This window comes from Halocatena salina, from assembly GCF_023115355.1.
In the GTDB taxonomy this organism is placed as follows: domain Archaea; phylum Halobacteriota; class Halobacteria; order Halobacteriales; family Haloarculaceae; genus Halocatena; species Halocatena salina.
Genome location: NZ_CP096019.1, coordinates 1660529 through 1681428, shown reverse-complemented (window position 1 = coordinate 1681428; position 20900 = coordinate 1660529). Strand labels below are relative to the sequence as shown.

Genomic DNA, 20900 nt, shown 5'->3' with positions numbered 1-20900 from the left:
GTAGGACGTGGAACTTCGGGGTCCTGTCGTGGCTGTCGAGGAGCCGAGAACGGTGAATACGCGCGATGGCACCCGGGACGTCGCGGAGATCACGATGCGCCCGGGGCGAGGCGAGGAGCCGCCAGTAACCGTGTCCCTGTGGGGATCGTGGGCCGAAACGGCCGAGCTGCTCGTGACGGGAATGACGCTGCTCGTGACCGAGCCGAGCCGAGAGGAGTTCCGTGGCGAGGCCCGATATGCGACCACCGCGGAATCGTACGTCGTCGTCGAGCCGGAATTCATGGTCGACGTGACCGATATCCGTGAGTGGGTGCAGTGTTCCCGGCAGTATTATCTGAGCAAGTTCACAAGCGCGTCGCTGTCCTATCCGTTAGTGAAAGGATCGCTGGTACACGAAGTGTTCGGCGATCTGCTCAGGGGACGCGATCTCGAAACATCGGTCGAGGAACGGGTCGCAGACGCCGGGTTGAAGCTGGGTCTGCTCGATCGGGACCGGACGGCGGTCGCCGAGGACGTTCAGTCCAACGCACGAGCCATCGAGAGATGGCTCCAACAAGGAACGCTCACCGAAGACGACGAGTGGCGCTCGGAGCTGACGCTGATCAGCGAGACGTTCGGGATCAAAGGCCGGGCCGATGCCGTCAGGCGGGGGGACCCCGTCGAACTCAAGACGGGCAAAAACACTGACGCCGAACCCCGATTCGAGGACAAGGTGCAGGCGACCTGTTATGCGCTGTTGCTCGGCGAACACGGACAGACGCCGGAAACAGGAACGTTGTTGTACACGAAAAACGCCGTGCTCAATCGAACCGAGGAAACCGGGGATCTCTCTCCGGCCAAGGAGTTCTCGATCGGTCCGGGGCTGTTGCAGTTCGTCGTTCGCGCGCGAAACGAACTCGCTGCCATGGAGTACGACATCTCGGTGCCGACAGGATACGAGAGCAACGCGATCTGTGAGTACTGTTTCGAACAGGACACGTGTATGGTCGTCTCGGGACGACTCGATCAAGAGTCGAAAGCGGGCTCGGTCGGTGGGGCACTCCCATCCGCAGAACGCGAGTACTTCGATCGGATGTACCGCGCGACCGAAACCGAGCGCCGGGAGATTCACCGCGAGTACGCGAAGCTGTGGACCCAATCCGCGGCCGAACGCGCGGCCGACGACAAGGCGCTCCTCGGTCTCCAACCGCAGGGACGGAGCCAACGCGTCGATGGAACGTGGGAACTCCGAGCGGAGAACGACGACACGGCTGTGTCGAAGATCCGCGAGGGAGATACAGTGCTCGCCAGCGACGGCCATCCGACGCGGGGAGACACCGAGCTTGGGCGGGTCGTCCGGCTCGAAACCGACGCGGACGGGACCACTGAGATCATCGTTCACGCCGACGAACCGATCGAACTCCGTCGTCTCGACGTGTACCCCTCCGATTACGGCATTAACGGGCTGTTGACGGCGATGCACGACGCCGTGTTGAAAGGCTCACAACGCCGCCGTGATATCCTGTTCGGTCGGCGTGATCCCACCTTCGGAGAGACGAACGCCACGTTCATCGATAACAACACTGCCCAGAACCGGGCCGTCGAGCTTGCAGTGACCGCAAACGACTGTGCGCTGATCCATGGCCCACCCGGAACGGGGAAGACCTACACGTTAGCGCGCGCGGTGCGCGCACTCTGTGAACGCGGTGAACGGGTGTTGCTGTCGGCGTTCACGAACCGAGCCGTCGACAACGCGCTCGAACAGCTCCGCGAACAGGGCTTTTCGGAGTTCGTCCGGATCGGCACCGAACACGGCGTCAGCGACTCGATGCAGGACGCTCGGCTCGAACACCGGGGAGAGCCCGAGGAGCGGGCCGCGACGCTCCGGAACGCCCCTGTCGTGGCTGGAACCGCGGCCACGTGTGGATCGTCGGTACTGAAAGAGTGTGAGTTCGACGTGGCGATCGTTGATGAGGCGGGCCAGCTCACCGAACCGGGCACGCTAGCAGCCATCAACCTCGCGGATCGGTTCGTGCTCGTTGGCGACCACGAACAGCTCCCGCCGGTCGTCAGAGACGACGACTCGGAGCTAGGTACCTCGTTGTTCGAGCGGCTCATCGAACAGTACCCCGACGCGGCGGTGACGCTCGATAAGCAGTACCGGATGGCCCAGCGCATCCAGTATTTCTCCTCACAGACGTTTTACGACGGCCAGCTTCGGCCAGCGACGCCAGCCGTTGCAGGCCAACAGCTCGCTGAGCTGTCCGCCGTTTCCTCCGAGGCGCTCCCATCCGCGCTACAGGATGCGGTGGCGTTCGTCGATCCCAACGGCGCGATGACGGGAAACGTCAATCGACAGGAGGCCGACCGCGTCGCCGAGATCGTCGACGCTTACCGGTCTGCTGGTGTGGCTGCGGACGATATCGGCGTCATCGCCCCCTTCCGCGCACAAGTGGCGGCGATCACCCGGCGTGTGCCCTCAGAGATCGATGTCGACACTGTCGATCGGTTCCAAGGCTCAGCGCGGGCGGTGATCGTCGTCTCGTTTGTCGCTACCGACACGCTCGACAGTCCGATCTTCGAAGACCGAAGGCGGGTGAACGTGGCGCTCACGCGGGCGAAAAAGGCGCTCTGTCTCGTTGGTGACGAGGACGCCCTCCGGAGCGATCCGTTCTACGAACGGATGCTAGAGTGGGCAGAATCGTGATCTGTCGTGTGCTACCATTAGACATTCACCGAAAAGACAGAACCGTTCGGCTCGCTTTGAGAGATAATGGTCAACGTGGACGACGATCCGATCGAACTCGTCCCCTCCAGACACGAGGCGTGGTGTGAACGCTACCGAGCCGAGCGGGAGCGGATCCGAACGGTCGCATCAGCCAACTCGCTTGGATCGCGGCTCGAACGGATCGAACACGTCGGTTCGACAGCGGTCCCACGCCTCCCAGCAAAGGACATCGTGGATCTCGACATCGTCGTTGCCGACGAGGCAGTGGCCGGCGTTTCCCGAACGCTTGAACGCGAACTCGGCGGGAGCCGCGTCGAGAACACGGAGGGGTGGCACCCCCTGTTCCGAAGGCACGACGGCCAGCGGTTCAATACTCACGTGTTCGGCGCGTCGGACGACGGCTGGAAGATCAGCGTCGTGACCCGCGACGTGCTCCGGAGACATCCGGAACTCCGCGAAGAGTACGAACAGTTAAAACGAGAACTCATGGAGCAACACGAGGATCTGACGGCGTACTCCCGTGGCAAAACGCGGTTCATCGGACAGGTCCTCGACACCGCCCGTCAGAACGACGGTCAGACGTACGCGTTCGCCGTGCCGTCGGTGTGAGTCAGTCCTGACAACAGCCGCCGGCTTTCTCACCGAAATCGACCGCCAGCGGCGCGGAAATCATCTCGTTGAGTTCCTGAAGTTCGAGTTCCAGCTCCGATTGCAGTTCGAGAAACTCGCTCATCACCGGCACGTCGTGGAGTTCCTCCTGAGCGGCCTGTAGCTCCCGGAGATCCTCGTTGGTGGCGTTGCCGGTCTGGCGTGCGAGCATGAACTCCTCGCGCAACTGCTCGAACCGTTGGACCTTCTGTTGGGCCTCTTCGCTCTCTTCGACGCGCTCTTTGGCCTCGAGGAACTCCTGGTACGTCGGAAGCTGCGTGATCGCTTCTCCGAGGTCGCTTGCCAACTCAGTTACCGTGGCCTGCGGTATCTCGGCGTCAGCTGTCGTCTCGGTGCTCATACCCGCAATTGGTGATCGAGCGGTTTATACTGACCGACAAGACCAGACGACACTCATGGAAACCGACATTCGTGTTATTTGTTCGCAATATTCAATTGTTTGTTCGTCGTACCCACCATGTAATGTCGATGCTCACGATAGCAGTCCGATCGACGTCCGTCCATCGAGGTGACAGTCAAACACCGTCATGGGTGGAGTCCGATGAGTGAGAGCGCGGCTCCCGCGGAGATGCCGTACATCGTTTCGTTGTCGGCTGCCGAAGACCGGACGTCCGACCGGACACTCCTCGGTGGAAAGGGCGCTGCGTTGACTCGCCTCGTGGACGCTGGGCTGTCGGTTCCAGAAGGTTTCTGTGTGACGACCGTCGCCTACCGCGAGTTGCTCGACGAGGAAACGCGAACGATGATCCGAGAGCTTTCGGCGATCGATCCAACGGACACCGACGCGATCGAGGTGGCGGGAGCTTCTCTCCGCGATCGACTCCACGAGCAGCGGTTCCCGGTCTCCGTTCGAGACGCGATCACGGACGCACTTTCCGACGTGAGCGGTAACCGGTACGCCGTCCGTTCGAGTGCAACGGCCGAAGACAGTCCGACGACGTCGTTTGCAGGCCAGCACGAAACGTATCTCAACGTTCCCAGCGACGCGGTCATCGATCGTGTGCGTGACTGTATGGCGAGTTTGTTCACCGATCGCGCGATCGCCTACCGGGCTAGAAACGACGTCTCTCACACGGAGAGCGCGATCTCGGTCGTCGTCCAGCGGCTGATCGACGCCGACGTGTCGGGTGTCCTGTTCACCGCCGATCCAACGACGGGTAACCGGCACACCGCGTCGATCGAAGCAAGCTTCGGTCTCGGAACGGGGTTGGTGTCGGGGGATGTGACGGGGGATACCGTTCGCGTCGACAAACGAACCAGTGAAATTCAGGCGTACGAAGTCAACGAGCAACGACGCGAGACGCGATCACAGCCGGACGGCGGCACCGAGACGGCCGACCGCCCCGCTGCAGAACGCACTGCCCGCGCGCTCACGAAACGACAGATCCACACGCTCACTGAGTTGGGAACGGAGATCGAAGAGCTGTTCGATCGCCCACAAGACATCGAGTGGTGTCTCGTAGACGGTGATGTGTCCATCGTCCAGTCCCGCCCGATCACGTCGCTGTTTCCTGTTCCCGAGCCGAAGCCTGCTGACGACCAACTGCACGTCTACATGAGCATGGGCCACGGGCAGGCGTTCGCCGAAGCGATGCCGCCGCTCGTGTGTGATCTCTGGAAAGCGTACGCTCAGAAATCGATGTCACTGTTCGGTCTCAGTCCGACAACCCGATGGGTAGCCGAGGCTGGCGGCCGCATCTACGTGGACATCACAAAACCGTTGACCATCGGTCCGCTCCGGCGACGGCTTCCGACGATAATGGGCAGTGTGAGCGGCTCGGTGGGGGCTGCGCTCGATGAGCTGCTGGCTCGCCGTGGCTGGGCGTTCCGCGACGGACGGACAGTGCGCTCAGCACTCGCATCAGTACCACAGATCGTGAGCGCGGTCTTGACGGGTGCGAAAGCGGGATTCCCGTTACTTCGAATGATGATCGACGGCTTCGTTGGAGCGTTCATCGGGGCACCGGTTCCCCCTGAAGAGGAAGCGGAAAAATGGAACGCGTGGGGCGAGCAGATTGCCGCGCGAATGCGTGATCCCGATACACCCGCAGGGCGTGCCCACGCTGCGTTCAACGTCTGGGAGTCGATCACCGACTTCCCGTCAGTCGGGCCGTTGTACGCCGCGTTTGCGGTGGACGTCTGGTTACGGCGGTGGGCAGACAACGAGCCGAGCATTGCGGACGACGTAACCGCAGTCGGACGAGGATTCCCGGAAGAGCTCGTGACTCGCATCAATCTCGGATTGGGCGATCTCGCAGACGTGGCCCGCGAGCATCCGGATGTCGCTGCGGCGCTCAAGTCGGACGAATCACTCGATGAGATCGAGTCGCGGGCGGGCGGCCAAGCGTTCGTAGACGCGCTGGATGAGTATCTTGACGTGTTCGGTCACCGGGCGACCGGAGAGATGGATGTCAGTCGACCACGGTGGCGTGATGACCCATCAGGGCTGCTTGCAGCGGTTCGTGCAAACCTCGAACACAACGAGCCGGGCAGCCACCGCGAGCACGTTCATCAGATGGAACGGGCGGCCCACACGGCAGTACGACGGCTCGAAGCACACGCCAACTACGGCGTGTTCGGTCCAGTTCGGAAACACGTCGTCCACCAACTCCTCCGGACGTATCGAGGCTACATCCGGACTCGAGAGTATCCGAAGCACGGCGTCGCTCGCATGTTCGCCGCGTGGCACGAGGTGTTCCGTGACACCGGTGAGGCCCTCGTCGCCGACGGACAGTTAGACCGTGCTGCGGACGTGTGGTTTCTTCAGAAAGATGAACTGTTCGCCGCGCTCAACGGCGACTCGATCGATGTGGATATCGATGCCCGCCGAGCGGAGTTCGAGCGCCACGCAGAGATGGACGCGCCGCCCGTGCTGACGAGCGATGGCGACACTCCGAGCGCACAGAGCGATCGAACGGAGGTGCCCGACGGTGCGCTGGTCGGCACCGGCGTCTCGGCGGGTTTCGTAGAAGGAGTCGCTCGCGTGGTTCACGATCCGATGGAGGAGACGATCGAAACGGGAGAGATCCTTATCGCCCCCTCTGCCGATCCCGGCTGGACGCCGCTGTTTTTGAACGCTGCCGGCATGGTCGTCGAGGTAGGGGGACGAATGAGCCACGGTGCGCTCGTTGCTCGCGAATACGGGCTTCCGGCGGTCGTGTCGGTTCCCAATGCCACCCGACGGATCGACACCGGCCAGCGGGTTCGCATCGACGGTACAGACGGGATCGTCGAGATCCTCGAGTGACCCGGTCGCAACCACACGGGTTATCCGCACCGATCCACTGGAACGGATAATGAGCCACGGATCGTCCGGAACGGAGACCTCCGAGGGTGATCTCCGAAAAACAGGGTTGGCACTCAAACACGACCGCGAGTGGGATTACGAGCTGGATCGGATCGTTTCGGCAGTCAACGAACGTGATGCATCGACGGTCGGGCTGCAATTTCCGGAAGGGCTAAAACGGCGGGGGCCGGCGGTCGCCGACGATTTACGCTCACTTCTGGGCGACGACGTTCACGTGATGATCTCGGGGCAGCCCTGTTACGGGGCGTGTGATCTAGATACGTACCTCATGCGTCGAACGGACGTGTTCGTGCATTTCGGCCACTCTCCGATGAAAGAATCGGAGAAGATCATCTACGTGCCGTTGTTCTCGAACGTCGACGTCGCGCCCATTATGGAAGAGGCGATCGGTGAGCTACCCGAGGAGGAAGTAGGACTGGTCACGACCGCACAACACATGAACCGGTTCGAGGAGATGCGATCGTGGCTCGAACAGCGCGGCTACACGGTGCACACCCGGCGTGGTGACGAACGACTCACCCACGAGGGACAGGTGCTTGGCTGTAACTACGCGAGCGCCGACATCGACGCGGATCAGATCCTCTACGTCGGTGGAGGGAAGTTCCACCCACTCGGGCTGGCGATGGAACACCCAGACAAGCGGGTTGTCATCGCCGATCCGGTGAACAACGTGGTCACCGTCGCCGACACCGAGAAGTTCATGAAACAGCGCTACGGCGCGGTTCACCGCGCGATGGACGCAGAGCGCTGGGGGGTGGTGTTCTGTACGAAGATCGGTCAAGGCCGGTGGGAGGTCGCCACCGACATCGTCGAGAACAACGACGACGCGTATCTCATCACGATGGACGAGGTGACGCCCGATCGGTTGCGAAACTTCGATTTCGATGCGTTCGTGAACACGGGCTGTCCGCGCATCACGACCGACGACGGCCCGCAGTTCCACAAACCGATGCTCACGCCCGGCGAGTACGAGATCGCCGTCGGGAACGAGCCGCTCGAATCGCTGTCGTTCGATACGTTCCACGGCACATGGTGATCCATGCGACGGGGGACGCTCGAACGCGAGCTATCGGTGGTCACCGGCTTCGAGGAGCCATCACCCCGCCTTGAGCAGTATCCCACGCCGGCCGACATCGCGGCTCATCTCCTCCATCTCGCCGACGTGCAGGGTGATCTCGATCGGACCGTCGTTGATCTCGGCACCGGTACGGGAATGCTCGCGCTCGGTGGGGTGCTGTGTGGCGCGCCGCGTGTCGTGGGCATCGACCGCGATCGGTGCGCGCTCACACGTGCCCGCGAGAACACACGGCGTGTGAACCCACCGACGCGCCCGGAATGGGTGTGTGCGGACGCGACGGCTCTCCCGCTCACCGTGGAACGATCGACTGTGGTGATGAATCCTCCTTTTGGTGCACAGCACGGGAACGAACACGCAGATCGGGCGTTTCTCGGAACGACGGCCGACATCGCGGCGGTCTCCTATTCGATCCACAACGCAGGCAGCCACTCGTTCGTCGAGGCGTTCGCCGACGATCATGGGGGCGACCTCACTCACGCCTTCGCCGTCGATCTAGATCTTCCCCGCCAGTTCGACTTTCATACCGATGACCAGCGACGGATCGACGCCGAAGCCTACCGGATCGAGTGGTGATACACGCCGATCACGGACTGGTGTCCGAGTCGACAACCGTCCCCACCGAGAGACGAACAGCCGAGAAACGGCGTCGGTGATGCAGTATCTATCTGAGATATTTCTAATTGCTATTCATACCTCTTAGTTACTCTTCACCACCTCAATGATTATAGTCAAGATACAATAATATATTTAGTATTATATCTTATCAATTCTAAATTATTTTTATTTAAGTATTATGATATTTTTATGATGCCTGTCAGACGTACAAGGTGGTACGCTTTGAGAATTGAAACTGCAATAGAATAGCGGATGTTCCCCATCTTCTCGATCCATGACCAGAGCCAATATATTAAATAATTTACATATGATGAAAACCACGAAGGAGGTAGAACACCACCCACAATAATTTATATAAAATTATTAATATAATTACAAATATAATTATTTATTATACACCGTCAACACATTTTATTACTACTAAAATATATAAAATATAATTAGATACTATTATGATTAGATGCTATATATTTATTATTAGATATAATGGGGGGGATATCCCAGAAAGATCCAGATGGGGAGAAGAAATCAAAAGAGAGTAAGCAGACGCGGCGTGCTGTTTTGCGGGCCATCGGTGTTACTACAGGGTCACTAATCGGACTGAATACTGGAACGTATGAGATATCTGCTGAGACTATCCCTACCACTCCCGACGCTTTCCGAGTACAGGGTAAAGAGATCGTAACGACTCGCATTACACCGAACGAGGCACGTGTAAAACGACGACGCATTAGCACTGATCTCAAAGAGCGGTACGGTCGGGAGTCGTTAGTAACTATAGAAACATATCCCAGAAAAGATAATAATAACGATGGACTCCCAAACCGAGAGACACGGACAGTCCGTCGGCCGTGGAACACCTACTACGCGAAAGAAGACGAATGGGATGAATATCTTACAGGGCGGGATAAAGTGATGGCTGAAATCAGTCCTGCGGCGCTAGATCGCCCCGCTGATTGCCCAAAGTGGTATTATGAGAACGTTGATGGCGGGTTCGAGCGTAAAGGACCGATGAATCTCGTTGGATTAACCATAAACAAAAAAATTGATGGACTCGTTTCTATCCTCCAGTCATGGGGATGGACAGATAATGTTCTCCAATACAACCGATTCGCCTGGATACCTCAAAGGTCTCAATTTGAACAGCAACATCGCTCTGCGGCGGAGAGTTCGGCTCGGCTTGATGGAGGGTATCACGTTAAGTTCTGGGCGACAGGAGATACGTATACGACGATAACGGCTCACGAAGACGACAGAGTTCCCCACGAAGCTGTTTCATTCAATACTGCGGAATTCGAGATAGTCGATATTTTCAACTCCCATGGAAGATCGAACGCTATCAAAAATCGCTATAATTTCAATAATAGTGGTTATTTAGACCATGGCGGATACGTCTCACATATATATTCGAGTATAGAATAATCAGATACGCAGTACAAACATGGATCAGGAATGCGGTACGTTCACGTGATCCAGCGTTCACAGCGACAACAACCTCACACATCATAACCATGTCGCTAGCTCTCAGCCACAACGAACGGCGTTGGAGTTATCATTTACCCCGTAATGGAGAGAATAAAACTTTTATCGGAGTATGCAATGAGTTTTAGGTATGATTCAAGATATGAAGGAGATTCTGATTAGTTGTTTATTCATATTTATTGTTGGGTTTATCATATGGCCACCATACGATGCGTTTTGGAGTGGTATATATAGCGTATTCGGAGAGACCACGTTGATACTAGCCATACTACTTATGTCAGTGTTATTTTCATCGGTATTTGGTGGCTTATCTGGCGTGGGATTGTTTAATTTTGTGTCATCGTCAGTGATAGTGTACATCATCAGCATGTGGGCGATCGAAAGGATTTTAGAACCGAACAGCCCCGTTCATTTTATTTTATATGGAATCATACTGTTCGGTTTCATCATCGGAGTCGCCACTTCAGACTATCTACTACCATCCAGCGTTCACTCACGATCGCAGTGACATCCTCCCCGCCGTTTACGGCAGGGTTCCTGCTTGTAGAGATAGCTGATTGAGATGAAACGATGTGCTCACAAGCGAAACAGCAAATCCGCCTCGGTGTATACATGGCCGATAAAACCATTCGTGTCTCCGAACGGACGTGGCGCAAGCTTCGCGCGCGCAAGCGCGGAAATGAGATCGAGGCGGTCATCGAGCGCGAGCTAGACAACGATGATCCGTTGGCTGGGTTCGGAGCGGGACCATGAAGGTTCTCGACAGTAGTTTCTGTGCCGACGTCCTTCGTGGCCCACCGCAGCAAAAGAGTACCGGCTTGCCCATCCAGAGGAGAGCTTCGTCCTTACGTCCGGCGGGTACTACGAACTGTACCACGGGGCTGTAAAGGAAGAGCGCGATCCAGTTCACATCGATGACGATCTTCCGTGGGTGGAACGGCTGGAGTACACCCAGTCGCACGTCCGAGAAGGCGCACGCATCCGACAAGAACTGAAAGAGAACGGCCAGCAGATTCAACACCCAGACATGATACTCGCCGGTGTCGCTCGGTCGCTCGACGTTCCGCTCGTCACGGCGGACACCGGATTCAAGCGCATCCACGGTCCCGACATCGACAACCACCGGGAGCTGTACTGAACTCCTACGCCCAGCAGACCGCGAGCATGTGCGGAGAAACATCGACGAGCGATGAATCCGTCCTGAGCAGGTCGTTCAGTTCTCGGATCGTGTCGCGGGCGGGCTCGTCCAACGCCTCGAAGTGGGTTCGTCGCAGACCAGCAACGCCTTCGAGGGCGACAACCGTTTCGACGGCAAGCCCAGCGTTTGAGAGCAGATCAACCAGTTCGTCCCGTCGGAAGAAGTGACAATCGAAAAGAGCGGGATCCATGTCGTGTCGCTGGGCGAGAGCAGCGGTGTAGTCTCGCTCGCGAACGAGATCTGGCATTACTGAGAGATCATCACCATCAGCAGTGCCCCGACCGGCGTACTGGACCGTGATCATGACCATTCCTATCAACCCCATGACGGAGACGAACACCGGCCCGTCGGAAGTGGTGACCCGTCGGAGTTCAGTGGCTGCCCGAAGCCGTTCAGCGCCGTCGAGAACGTGTGAAATCGGCCCACCGAGACAGCAGGTCGCAGCAAACGTCTCGTCTTCGAAATCGAGATCGCGGACGTCGCCAGCGTGGACGGTGACGCGGTCGTCCACACCGTGTTTCTCGATCTTCTCGCGTGCAAGTTCGCGTTGGGTTTCACTCGGGTCCACGAGTGTGACCGTGTATCCCTTCCGGGCGAGCCAGATGCTGTACCGACCAGCGCCCCCACCGACGTCAAGGACGTGCGGTGAGTGGTTGGGTTGGCTGGACGGAAGGTAGGTGTCGAGTTGCTCGACGGTGCCCTCCCACTCTAGTCGGTGGAAAAAGTCCCGGTCGAGGCGCTCCCACTCCTGTTCACCGTACTCGTCGTAGTACGTTTCGGGATCCGTTCGATTAGGGTGTACCATGTATGAAAATGGTTTCGGTATGATTGATAATTCCCGATACAGCATTGACGACTCTGACCGCTATTGTCACTCGTCACTACCCATCGACGGTCCGGGGATGGAATCAGTAATCGTAGCTGCGTCCGTTGGGTCTAGGACAGTCGTTTGTAGCTTCGGTACGCGCTTACAACCGGAATCGCGTGTAACAAACGTCGTTCCTGCTTCGCGGGCGATTCCAGCAACGATCGTGTCCGCTGCCCCGGGATGCCTGCATCGAGCACAGCTGCCCTGATTGTCGCGGACTCTTTGGCTGCCTCCACAGCAATCGTCTCGGTCCTTCCTTCGAGTTTGTTGTACGCCGTCTTCGCGAGCAGTTCAGCACCTCCGCGATCTCCGGTGCTGATAGGGGTTCAGATTAGTCCTCCCCGACCACATCGAGCGCGTTCCGGACGGTGCCGTGTTCGGAGGCGTGCGGTCGGCCGGGTGCGTCGCCGTAGCCGTACTCCAACAGCCGGTTGCGGTTGAGACAGAGTTTCGTGAACTCCGGTTGGAGCAGATCGAACAGTTCGAAGCGGTCTTGGAGTTCCGGGAACCGGTCTTGATACCGGAGGATGGTTTCGCGCGCGTGGGTCCACAGCCGCCGTTCGTCGTAACCGTGGTGGGTTTCGAGAACGTCGGCGACGTACCGGAGCACGCCGACGAACAGCCCGCTGAAGATGAACTGACACAGCCCTTCTGGCGGCTCGGTCCGGAGCACGCTGCGCAGTTCGTCGGGCAGCGCTTCTAACTCCGGGAGTGGCTGGTCGCTGACGTTCACGTCGTCGACGAAGTCTTTGACCGCGAGCCGGGTGGGAACGCCGTCCTCCAGTATGAGAATCGTGTTCTGACCGTGAGGGGAGAAGACGGTGCCGTACCGATAGAGGAAATGCAACAGTGGCGGCAACACCACGTCGAAAAACCGTTCGAGCCACTCATCCAGCGTAAGCCCCGAACGCTCAACGAGCTGTGAGAGATACGGCGTCCCGTTCTCGACGTGGGTCAACGCCGCCAGCGTGATCGGCTGTTCGTTCTCTTCGACGAACGTGTAGATGCTCTCACGCCAGATCGTTCCCAACAGTTCCGTGTACTGATATGGGACGCCGTCGATGGCAGTGAAATCCTCGTGATCGTAGTTGATCCCGGCGATCTCTCCCGGCAAGATGAGATCACACACATCGGAGAGAAACTCGTCGGTCTCGTAGATCCCCTTGATGTACTCCGTGATCGTCGGTGCGAGTTCCGTTCGGCTGCCGGGCAGTCCGCGCCAAACGAGCGTGTTGAGAATACACATTGGGAGTTTGACGTGGTGACGGTCCAACGAATCGACGTTCACGAACGTCCGGACGGACTGTTGGGGCAGATACCGATCCGGGCCGTTTCCGAGCGGAACGATGTCGTCAGTGGCGATGTCGCCGGGGAACAACTGCACGATCGAGTTGTCCCACTGCCAGTCGTGGATCGGCAGGAAGTAGTACGAATCGGGATCGAGACCGTCCGAACTGAGTTGGTTGCGGAACTGCTGATAGTGATCGCCTAGTTCCGCTTGGACGAGCGAGTCGTGTGAGACACCGTCTACGGCGGAAAACGTCGCGTTCTCGCGGGACACGGCCACCCACGACAGCGTGATCGGTCGCTGTTGTTCGGGTGCGTACGATCGATAGTCGGTGTATCCCCACCCGAGTCGGCCTTTGTTGTACGTGATCCACGGGTGGCCGTCCATCTCGCCTTCTAGGTGGGCGTAGCCGAGTTCGGTGATATCGGTCGCTCCCCGCTTTCGGCTCCGGGCTTCGATGTGGGCGTCCGCGAGCAGCGTGTTGTTGTACTCGCGGATGAGGTTCCCAGCCGTGAGCGGGTCGATGCCGACAGTCGGCTGAAGATCCCGCAGAAACTGGATCGGATCAGTCGCCGGTCGCCATGCTCCGTCTGTCCGACGCTCGACCGTCTCTTCATACACGTGATAGCTGTCTAGCAGCCGCTGGGTCGCTTCGAACCGATAGTCGCTGTCGGTGTCCATCGGCAACCGATACCGGATTCGGTCGTCAGTCCCGGCGTCGCCCTCCGGAACGGGCGTGATGATCTCCTCGTACATGAACGTTGAAAGCATCTTGGCCAGTAGCTGGCGGCTGACGGTCTCCCACACATCAGGCGTCAACGCCGTTTCGAGCGGGATGTTGTCAGATATCGATTCCTCCATCTGGGGGTTCTGATTTCCAAGCGTCATTGTTGTCAGTCGGTGTGTGTCTCCGACGCCGACCGCGTGGATGCGTCGGAACGCTGGTCGTCAGTCGATGCGTCGGACACCGTGGCTCCAGGTGCATGCTCGATGAACTGATCGAGAGAGAAATCCTGATAAACGGTGTCGGTGTCCGCTGGATACCGCTCGCGTCCGAGGAGTTGGTTCACGATACGGGTGTTCCGGTAGCAGCCGAGACCGAGATCCGGCGTTCCGACGCCGTGGGTGTGTAATTCTGCGTTCTGGACGAACACCCGTCCCTCGGTTCCCGGGAGTTCGAGCCGGTAATCCTCGGTGATCTCGAATCGACCGTGCTCGTCGAACGCGATCCGTGCTGACAGCGGATCGAGACAGTCCGGAACGGGACGCTCATAGCCGGTTCCGAGGATCACCACGTCGCTTTCGTGGGAGAACGCCTGTTCGGTCTGAGTCTGTTCACACACCAGCCGGTAGCCACCGGCCGTTTCCTCGATCCCGGACACCTCGGTCATCGCAAAGAGACCGACGTCCGGGTCACGGTGCCCGATCGAACGCCGGTAGAGCAGGTCATAGATTTCCGCGCTCGTGGTCACGTCGATTCCTTTGTACAGCAGATCCTGATCTGGAATGAGTTCGTCTTTGGTTTCCTGTGGAAGGTCGTACACGTACTGAGTGTACTCCGGGGTGAAATGCTGGAGTCCGAGTTTCGAGTACTCCATCGGGAAAAAACCATCCGAGCGCGTTAGCCAGTCGAGGCGGTAGCCGCCGTCGGGCTGGTGATCGAGGAGATCGAGAAAGACCTCCGCGGCGCTCTGGCCCGATCCGACGACCGTGATCGAATCGGCATCGAGACACCGCTCTCTGCGATGGAGATACGAAGCGGTGTGGAACACGTCACACTCGGAGTGACCAGCCAGTTCGTCCGGAACGTGGGGTTGGCTTCCGATCCCGAGCGCAACGTTCTCGGCGTGGTATTCGTGGGCGTCACCTGTCGCTGGATCGACTGCCGTAAGCACGAACCGCTCTGTGTGCTCGTTCCAGCGGACGGATTCGACCCGACGGTCGAACACACAGCTCTCGAGCCGTTCGGACACCCACCGAAGGTAGTCGTCGTACTCCCGCCGCGGGATCTGGAACTGTTCATAAAAATAAAACTCGTAGATCCGTCCCGTTTCGCGCAGATAGTTGAGGTAGCTGTAGGGGCTGGTCGGATCGGCGAGCGTGACGAGATCCGCCAGAAACGGCACTTCGAGCGTTGTTCCCTCGATGAGCATGCCTTCGTGCCAGATGAACTCCGAGCGCTGTTCGAGAAACAGCCCCGTTGCTTCGGTGTCGTCGAGCAGGGCTGCCAATCCGAGGTTGAACGGTCCGAGACCGATCCCGACGACATCGTACACCTCAGTCATCGGCGGTCACCTCCCGACCGCCGCCGAGCGCCTGAAACCGATCGCGGTCACACACCATCAACAGGGCGTCCTTTTCGGGAAGTTCGATCTCTCGTCGTGGCTCGAATCCACACCGCTCGAACACGTGGATGACGGCGTCGTTTCTGATATCGGGTTCGGTGAGGATCCGGTCGGTTTCGGGGTGTGAAAACTGCATCTCCGTGACCGCCCGCACCAAGGGTATCGCGTAGCCGCGTCCGAGATACTCTTCAGGTCCGATGAGCAGGTGAATCCCCTGATCGGCCGGTTCGGTGTCACAGTATTCGGCCAGCTCGTCGCCTCCAACCCAGTAACACTCCCAGTAGCTCATCGGTACGTGATCGAGATAGCCGATGTAAGGCGTCAGATGCTCGTCGTCGAGTTTCTCCGCGACCGCCGCCCGAACCGCCGGGAGTGGCTCGTTCAACTGCCAGTACGGCAGCACGTGCTCGGCATTGAACCACGCGTGGAGCCGCTCTAAGTCACGGTCCATCGTCGCTTTCCGGAACGCGATCGTCCGATTCAGGGTCGGGTCGTAGGTTCGGTAGTCGTAGGCCGCCGTGTTGATGCCGGTGCTCATCGTCCGGACACCTCCAGCTCGGTCACGAGGGGGTTGTCGATCTCCGTGTACACCGACTGGTTTTCGATCGATCCTTCGAGTTCGTCCATGCCGTGAAGCCGCGTCAGTAGATTCGCCTTACACGGGAGCGTTTCGGCGGTGAGCAGCTCTTCGAGCAACGTCGAGGAGTCACGATCGACCGCCCGAAGCTCCCGTAGCGTCGTCCGGAGCAGCCCGAGCAGCTCTGGTTCCTCGATGAGACCAGCGGATCCGAAGGCGTTGATGAGTCCGAAGGCGTTGTTGAGGATCACGTAGTACCGGATCCGCTCGTCCGTGACCTCGTCCCGACAGATCGTATCAGCACGCTCGCCGACGCCCGGCACGAACGCATCGACGGTCTCGTAGGTCGATTCAGCGAAGTAATACCCCTGGTTGTCGCGGTAGTAGAACCGATCTGGATACCCATCCTCCATGGCGAGCACGCTGTTTTGCTGGTGGGCTTCGAGTCCGATCCCATAGGTGAGATACAGCCACAGCACCGGTCGAACGGAGATCGACAGATACTGTTGGAACCACTCTTTGCTCACAGCCGCCGTGTCCCGTCCCTCACGCTCCGCTATCGTGTGAATGATGTTGCTGAGCCGAGAGCGAGTCGCGTCGCCATCGCCAGTGAGGTGAGTGCTGTGGACGTGGTCCTGACAGAGTGCGACGACTGGCGTGACACCAGTTTCGTGCCCCTCGCAAAACGGATTCTCACGCAACACGACCTCGAAACCGGATTCTCGCTCGGATCCCAGATCAAGCGTGAGATACGCCGGATCCCGAACGATGTCGAAGGCCGGATATCGCTCTCGAAGCTGCGTCCCGAGATCCGTTTCGAGTAGCTCCGACACCGCCATTCCCCGCCGTAGTTCGGGCTGCTTGTTCGTCCGAACGGAGTTCGTGATCCGCACGTTCAAGGAGCCTTTCACCATGAACGAAGCATTCGGACTGTAGAGGGTCCGCACCGATGACGTGGGATAAAACGTCGGTCCGAGCGCACCGAGGTGTTCAAGCGTCCCCGACTCGATCGCCGACTCGACGTGAGGCTGATCGAGCAGATACGCCGCTTGCCACGGATGGACCGGAACCAACGCGTCGTCGCCGTCGAGGCGACCGGCGGGCACACCGAAGTCACGTAGCTCTGTTTTCACCAGCTCGACGGCCGACGCCTCGCGCGCCGAACCGTGGTTCACGAGTTCGGGTGCGGCACGGAAGTAGTGGAGTTGAAACTGTCCGCGCAGCTCGGGCGCATACGTCGGCTCATCACGTTTTGCGATCCCCTCTCTGTGTTTCGGCGTCGGATGAAGAAGGTGACCGAACACGAGCGACTGCTCGGCGTCCCGAAACGTCGGTTCGTCACCGTACAGCCGGTCGACATCGTCACGGGCCGCGACATACCGTGCCGTGTTCTGACAGCTGCGAATGATCCCCAACAGGAGTTCATCCGCGCTGTCGGGATCCGAACGCGACAGCGCGAGATCCCGAACGATCACGCTGGCGAGCGTGGTGTAATCCAGCTCGATCCAATCGCCCGATCCCGAACGGCAGCACACCGGCAACGCGAACAGGTGGCGGCCGGTCGGCGAATCATGCCGGACGGGCACCGCCAACTCGATCCCCATGTTCGACAGCTCGCTGTAAAACACCACCGCACAATCGGGATGGTCGATCACCGCCGGCTCACGGCGGTCGAAGGATCCGGTTTCCCTGAAATAGCAGTTCAGCAGTCCATGAGTCGTTGCCGCTCGGGCGATCGACTCCGGATCGGGTGATCGTGCCGTCATCGTTTCGTCCCCCGCGTGTACTCCGTTCGCTCACCGGTCGAAAGCGCCATCCCGTGTCGTTTGATCGCTGTGAGGATCTCCTCGACGTTATCGACCGTCGTCCGTGGATTCAACAGCGTGAATTTGAGACAGGTTTCGCCGTCGATCGTCGTCCGAGCGATCATGGCCGTGCCGTCGGCGCGCAACCGATCCCGGATTCGGTCGTTGATCGCCTCCTCCGAGTCGGTCGGTGGACGATACCGGAACACCACGGCGTTCAACGTCGGTTCGTGTTTCAGCTCGAATGCGGGATCGTCCTCGATCCGTTCGGCGACCGCGGTTGCGAGATCGAGTGTGTAGTCGATCAGCTCGCCGAAGCCGTCCCGTCCGAGCGTTCGAAACGCGATGTACGGTTTCAGCGCGTCGAAACGTCGGGAGGTTTGGACTGACTTGGAGACGAGATGCGCAGCGTCATCGGATTCTGGGTTGAGATACGCGGCGTTGCGGTCGATGTACCGGTAGTGTGTGCCGTCTCTGAGGAGGAACGCCCCACAGCTGAGCGGCTGATAAAACAGCTTGTGAAAGTCTACAGCGATCGAATCAGCCGTCTCGATGCCGCGTAATTTCTCCCGGTGACGGTCGCTGAGTGCGAGTGCACCGCCGTAAGCCGCGTCGACGTGGAACCACAGGTCGTGTTCACGCGCGCGAGCACCGAGCTGAGCCAACGGATCGATGCTGCCGAAATCGGTCGTTCCAGCCGTCCCGACCAACGCGAACGGCTGTCGATCGCTGTCAGCCAGTTCCGTGAGCGTCGAATCGAGGGCGTCGATGGAAAGACGATGATGCTCGTCGGTGGGGATCGAAACGATGGCGCTTTCACCGAGTCCGAGCTGTGCCGCGGCTTGGCGCGCCGTGAAATGGGCGTCCGCCGAACAGAGGATGCACAGCGAATCCGCAGCCGGTGGGAGACCGTCCACCTGTGCGTCGTGGTCGAACCGTTCGTCGAGCACCCTGTTACGCGCGAGCAACAGTCCCATGAAGTTCGACTGAGTGCCACCGGTCGTGAATACGCCGTCGGCGTCGTCTCCGTAGCCGAACACGTCAGCTAGCTCCTCGATGAGACGGGTCTCTAACACCGTTGCCGCCGGAGCCTGATCCCACGAATCCAATGACTGATTGGTGGCAGAGATGAGCACCTCCGCGGCCAACGCCGGAATCATCGGTGGACACTGGAGGTGTGCCACACACGCGGGATGGGACGTCCCGACGGAGTTGGCGACCACCGTTTGAGCGACCGACTCGATCGTCGCCGTCAACCCCTGACCCTCCTCGGGAAGCATCTCTCGGTCCTCGAACGCGAGCTGCTCGGGCGATCGTCCGGAGTACGGCGTTGCGCGCTCGAGATACACGTCAGTAACGGCCTGGTGGGCCTGTTCCATCGCAGTCCGGTAGGCTTGGGTGGTGCTCGATCCCAAAAACAGCCCCGCGGTGAGTTCCCGCTCGGTCGTGTCGGCTCGGCTCATCGAGCACCCTCCGTAGCTGTCGCGGTTACCACCGCTTCGTGGAAGATAGCCGCAATCTCGTCGATCTGTGCTTTCGAAACGGTCAACGGCGGGAGAAATCGCATCGTTGCGCCTGCGCGGCCCCCCCGCTCGATGATCAACCCCCGATCGAGGCACGCCGATTGGATCCGTTTTGCGAGGTCGGGATGTTCCGGATACGGAGGGGTATGCTCGTCGGACGCCCCGCTCGAACCGACACTTTCGACGGCAGTGCCTTCTGGATCGACGATCTCGACACCGAGCATCAGTCCTCGACCCCGAACGTCGCCGATCACGTCGAACTGCTCGTCAGTTCGTTCGAGCAGGGATTCGAGCCGTGTACCCATCTGATCCGCGTGCTCGTCTAGGTCGTTGTCGAGCACGTACTCGATCGTCGCCCGACCAGCCGCCATCGCCAGCTGGTGTCCACGGAACGTTCCCGCGTGGGCACCCGGCTCCCAAACGTCGAAGCGCTCATCATACACGATCACCGCCAGCGGAAGTCCTCCACCGATCGCCTTCGAGAGCGTCACGACGTCGGGCGTGATGTCGGCGTGTTCGAACGCGTACAGCTCGCCAGTCCGTCCGAGTCCGGTTTGAATCTCGTCCACGATGAGAGGGATGTCACGCTCTCGCGTGATTCGTCGGATCTCCCGTGTCCACGCGTCGGGCGCGGGAATAACGCCCCCCTCCCCCTGAACGAGTTCGGTGATCAATCCCGCTGGCTCCCCGATACCACCGTTGGGATCGTCCAACACGTGCTCGACGTATCGGCTGGCAGTCTCGTGTCCGGATGCCGAACCGAACGGACTCCGGTAGTCGTAGGGGTACGGCAGGTGGTGGACGCCGGGCATCAAGCCGGACACGTCGGATTTGACATCAACGTCGCCCATCAGGCTCAACGCACCGGTGGTCATCCCGTGGTAACCACCCTGAAACGCCAGCACGTCTCGGTTGCCGGTCGCGGTTTTTACCAGTTTTAGTGCCGCCTCCACGGCATCGGTCCCTGCAGGACTGCAAAACTGGATCTTCGCCGAGGAGACGAACCGGTCGGGCAAACTTTCGAACAACGCATCAACGAACCGTTCTTTGAGCGGCGTCGTGAGATCGAGCGTGTGATGGGGACGCTCGTTTTTCAACGCGCGCTCGATCGCGTCGACCACGACCGGGTGGTTGTGCCCCAACGCGAGGCTCCCCGCACCGGCGAGACAGTCGAGATAGCTGTTCCCATCCGCGTCCTCGACCGTTAGCCCCGTAGCCGTCTCGATGGTGATCGGAAGATGACGAGGATACGTCCGAGCGTTCGATTCCCGAGCGGCCTGCTGAGCCAACAGCTCATCAGCGTCTACCATTTCCACACCCCCCGCCCCTCGGAACCGTCGGCGGTACACCATGTCGGAGACATCAGTTTGTGCATTTATCGATTTAGGCGAACCTAAAACACATAAAGCCACCGGTTTTTAGGCTATCCTAAATGGTT

General features: G+C 59.4%; 16 protein-coding genes. 8 read left to right on the top strand and 8 right to left on the bottom strand.

What is annotated here, in order from left to right; genetic code table 11:
* The first annotated feature begins 7 nt into the window (after window positions 1-7).
* Entirely contained in the window at window positions 8-2686 is a 2679-nt protein-coding gene (locus MW046_RS08565) for an AAA domain-containing protein (protein ID WP_247992698.1), read from the top strand.
* A gap of 66 nt (window positions 2687-2752) precedes the next feature.
* Entirely contained in the window at window positions 2753-3316 is a 564-nt protein-coding gene (locus MW046_RS08560; RefSeq protein ID WP_247992697.1) for a GrpB family protein, read from the top strand.
* Window position 3317: 1 nt separating this feature from the next.
* Here MW046_RS08560 and MW046_RS08555 read toward each other — a convergent pair whose 3' ends face one another.
* Window positions 3318-3716, bottom strand: coding sequence for a YlbF/YmcA family competence regulator (locus tag MW046_RS08555; RefSeq protein ID WP_247992696.1), 399 nt, complete (start codon window positions 3714-3716; stop codon window positions 3318-3320).
* 201 nt (window positions 3717-3917) lie between these two features.
* On the opposite strand from MW046_RS08555, the gene MW046_RS08550 reads away from it, so the two are divergent.
* The 6 genes from MW046_RS08550 (at window position 3918) to MW046_RS08525 (ending at window position 10996) form a co-directional block, all read left to right on the top strand.
* Window positions 3918-6623 carry a PEP/pyruvate-binding domain-containing protein gene (locus MW046_RS08550; RefSeq protein WP_247992695.1) on the top strand — a complete coding sequence of 902 codons (2706 nt, stop codon included), beginning with the start codon at window positions 3918-3920 and terminating at the stop codon, window positions 6621-6623.
* Window positions 6624-6672: 49 nt separating this feature from the next.
* Window positions 6673-7719 carry a diphthamide biosynthesis enzyme Dph2 gene (dph2, locus tag MW046_RS08545; RefSeq protein ID WP_247992694.1) on the top strand — a complete coding sequence of 349 codons (1047 nt, stop codon included), beginning with the start codon at window positions 6673-6675 and terminating at the stop codon, window positions 7717-7719.
* Window positions 7720-7722: 3 nt separating this feature from the next.
* Window positions 7723-8334, top strand: a complete 612-nt coding sequence (locus MW046_RS08540; RefSeq protein ID WP_247992693.1) for an METTL5 family protein — start codon at window positions 7723-7725, stop codon at window positions 8332-8334.
* A gap of 528 nt (window positions 8335-8862) precedes the next feature.
* A complete protein-coding gene (locus MW046_RS08535; protein WP_247992692.1) occupies window positions 8863-9798 on the top strand; it encodes a hypothetical protein in 936 nt (311 codons plus the stop codon).
* A gap of 672 nt (window positions 9799-10470) precedes the next feature.
* Window positions 10471-10611: a hypothetical protein gene (locus tag MW046_RS08530; RefSeq protein WP_247992691.1), complete on the top strand. Its 141-nt coding sequence runs from the start codon at window positions 10471-10473 to the stop codon at window positions 10609-10611.
* Window positions 10612-10630: 19 nt separating this feature from the next.
* Window positions 10631-10996, top strand: a complete 366-nt coding sequence (locus tag MW046_RS08525) for a PIN domain-containing protein (protein WP_282190229.1) — start codon at window positions 10631-10633, stop codon at window positions 10994-10996.
* 4 nt (window positions 10997-11000) lie between these two features.
* Here MW046_RS08525 and MW046_RS08520 read toward each other — a convergent pair whose 3' ends face one another.
* The 7 genes from MW046_RS08520 to MW046_RS08490 form a co-directional block, all read right to left on the bottom strand.
* Window positions 11001-11861: a class I SAM-dependent methyltransferase gene (locus MW046_RS08520; protein ID WP_247992690.1), complete on the bottom strand. Its 861-nt coding sequence runs from the start codon at window positions 11859-11861 to the stop codon at window positions 11001-11003.
* 394 nt (window positions 11862-12255) lie between these two features.
* Window positions 12256-14073 carry an IucA/IucC family protein gene (locus MW046_RS08515; protein WP_368411402.1) on the bottom strand — a complete coding sequence of 606 codons (1818 nt, stop codon included), beginning with the start codon at window positions 14071-14073 and terminating at the stop codon, window positions 12256-12258.
* 32 nt (window positions 14074-14105) lie between these two features.
* Window positions 14106-15497, bottom strand: coding sequence for a lysine N(6)-hydroxylase/L-ornithine N(5)-oxygenase family protein (locus MW046_RS08510; protein WP_247992688.1), 1392 nt, complete (start codon window positions 15495-15497; stop codon window positions 14106-14108).
* Window positions 15490-16095, bottom strand: a complete 606-nt coding sequence (locus MW046_RS08505; RefSeq protein WP_247992687.1) for a GNAT family N-acetyltransferase — start codon at window positions 16093-16095, stop codon at window positions 15490-15492. Before MW046_RS08505 ends, MW046_RS08510 begins: the two co-directional genes overlap by 8 nt.
* Entirely contained in the window at window positions 16092-17900 is a 1809-nt protein-coding gene (locus MW046_RS08500; RefSeq protein ID WP_247992686.1) for an IucA/IucC family protein, read from the bottom strand. The genes MW046_RS08505 and MW046_RS08500 overlap by 4 nt, the downstream gene beginning before the upstream one ends.
* Window positions 17897-19402, bottom strand: coding sequence for a pyridoxal phosphate-dependent decarboxylase family protein (locus MW046_RS08495; RefSeq protein ID WP_247992685.1), 1506 nt, complete (start codon window positions 19400-19402; stop codon window positions 17897-17899). The genes MW046_RS08500 and MW046_RS08495 overlap by 4 nt, the downstream gene beginning before the upstream one ends.
* Window positions 19399-20772, bottom strand: a complete 1374-nt coding sequence (locus tag MW046_RS08490) for a diaminobutyrate--2-oxoglutarate transaminase (protein WP_247994753.1) — start codon at window positions 20770-20772, stop codon at window positions 19399-19401. Before MW046_RS08490 ends, MW046_RS08495 begins: the two co-directional genes overlap by 4 nt.
* Window positions 20773-20900 lie beyond the last annotated feature (128 nt).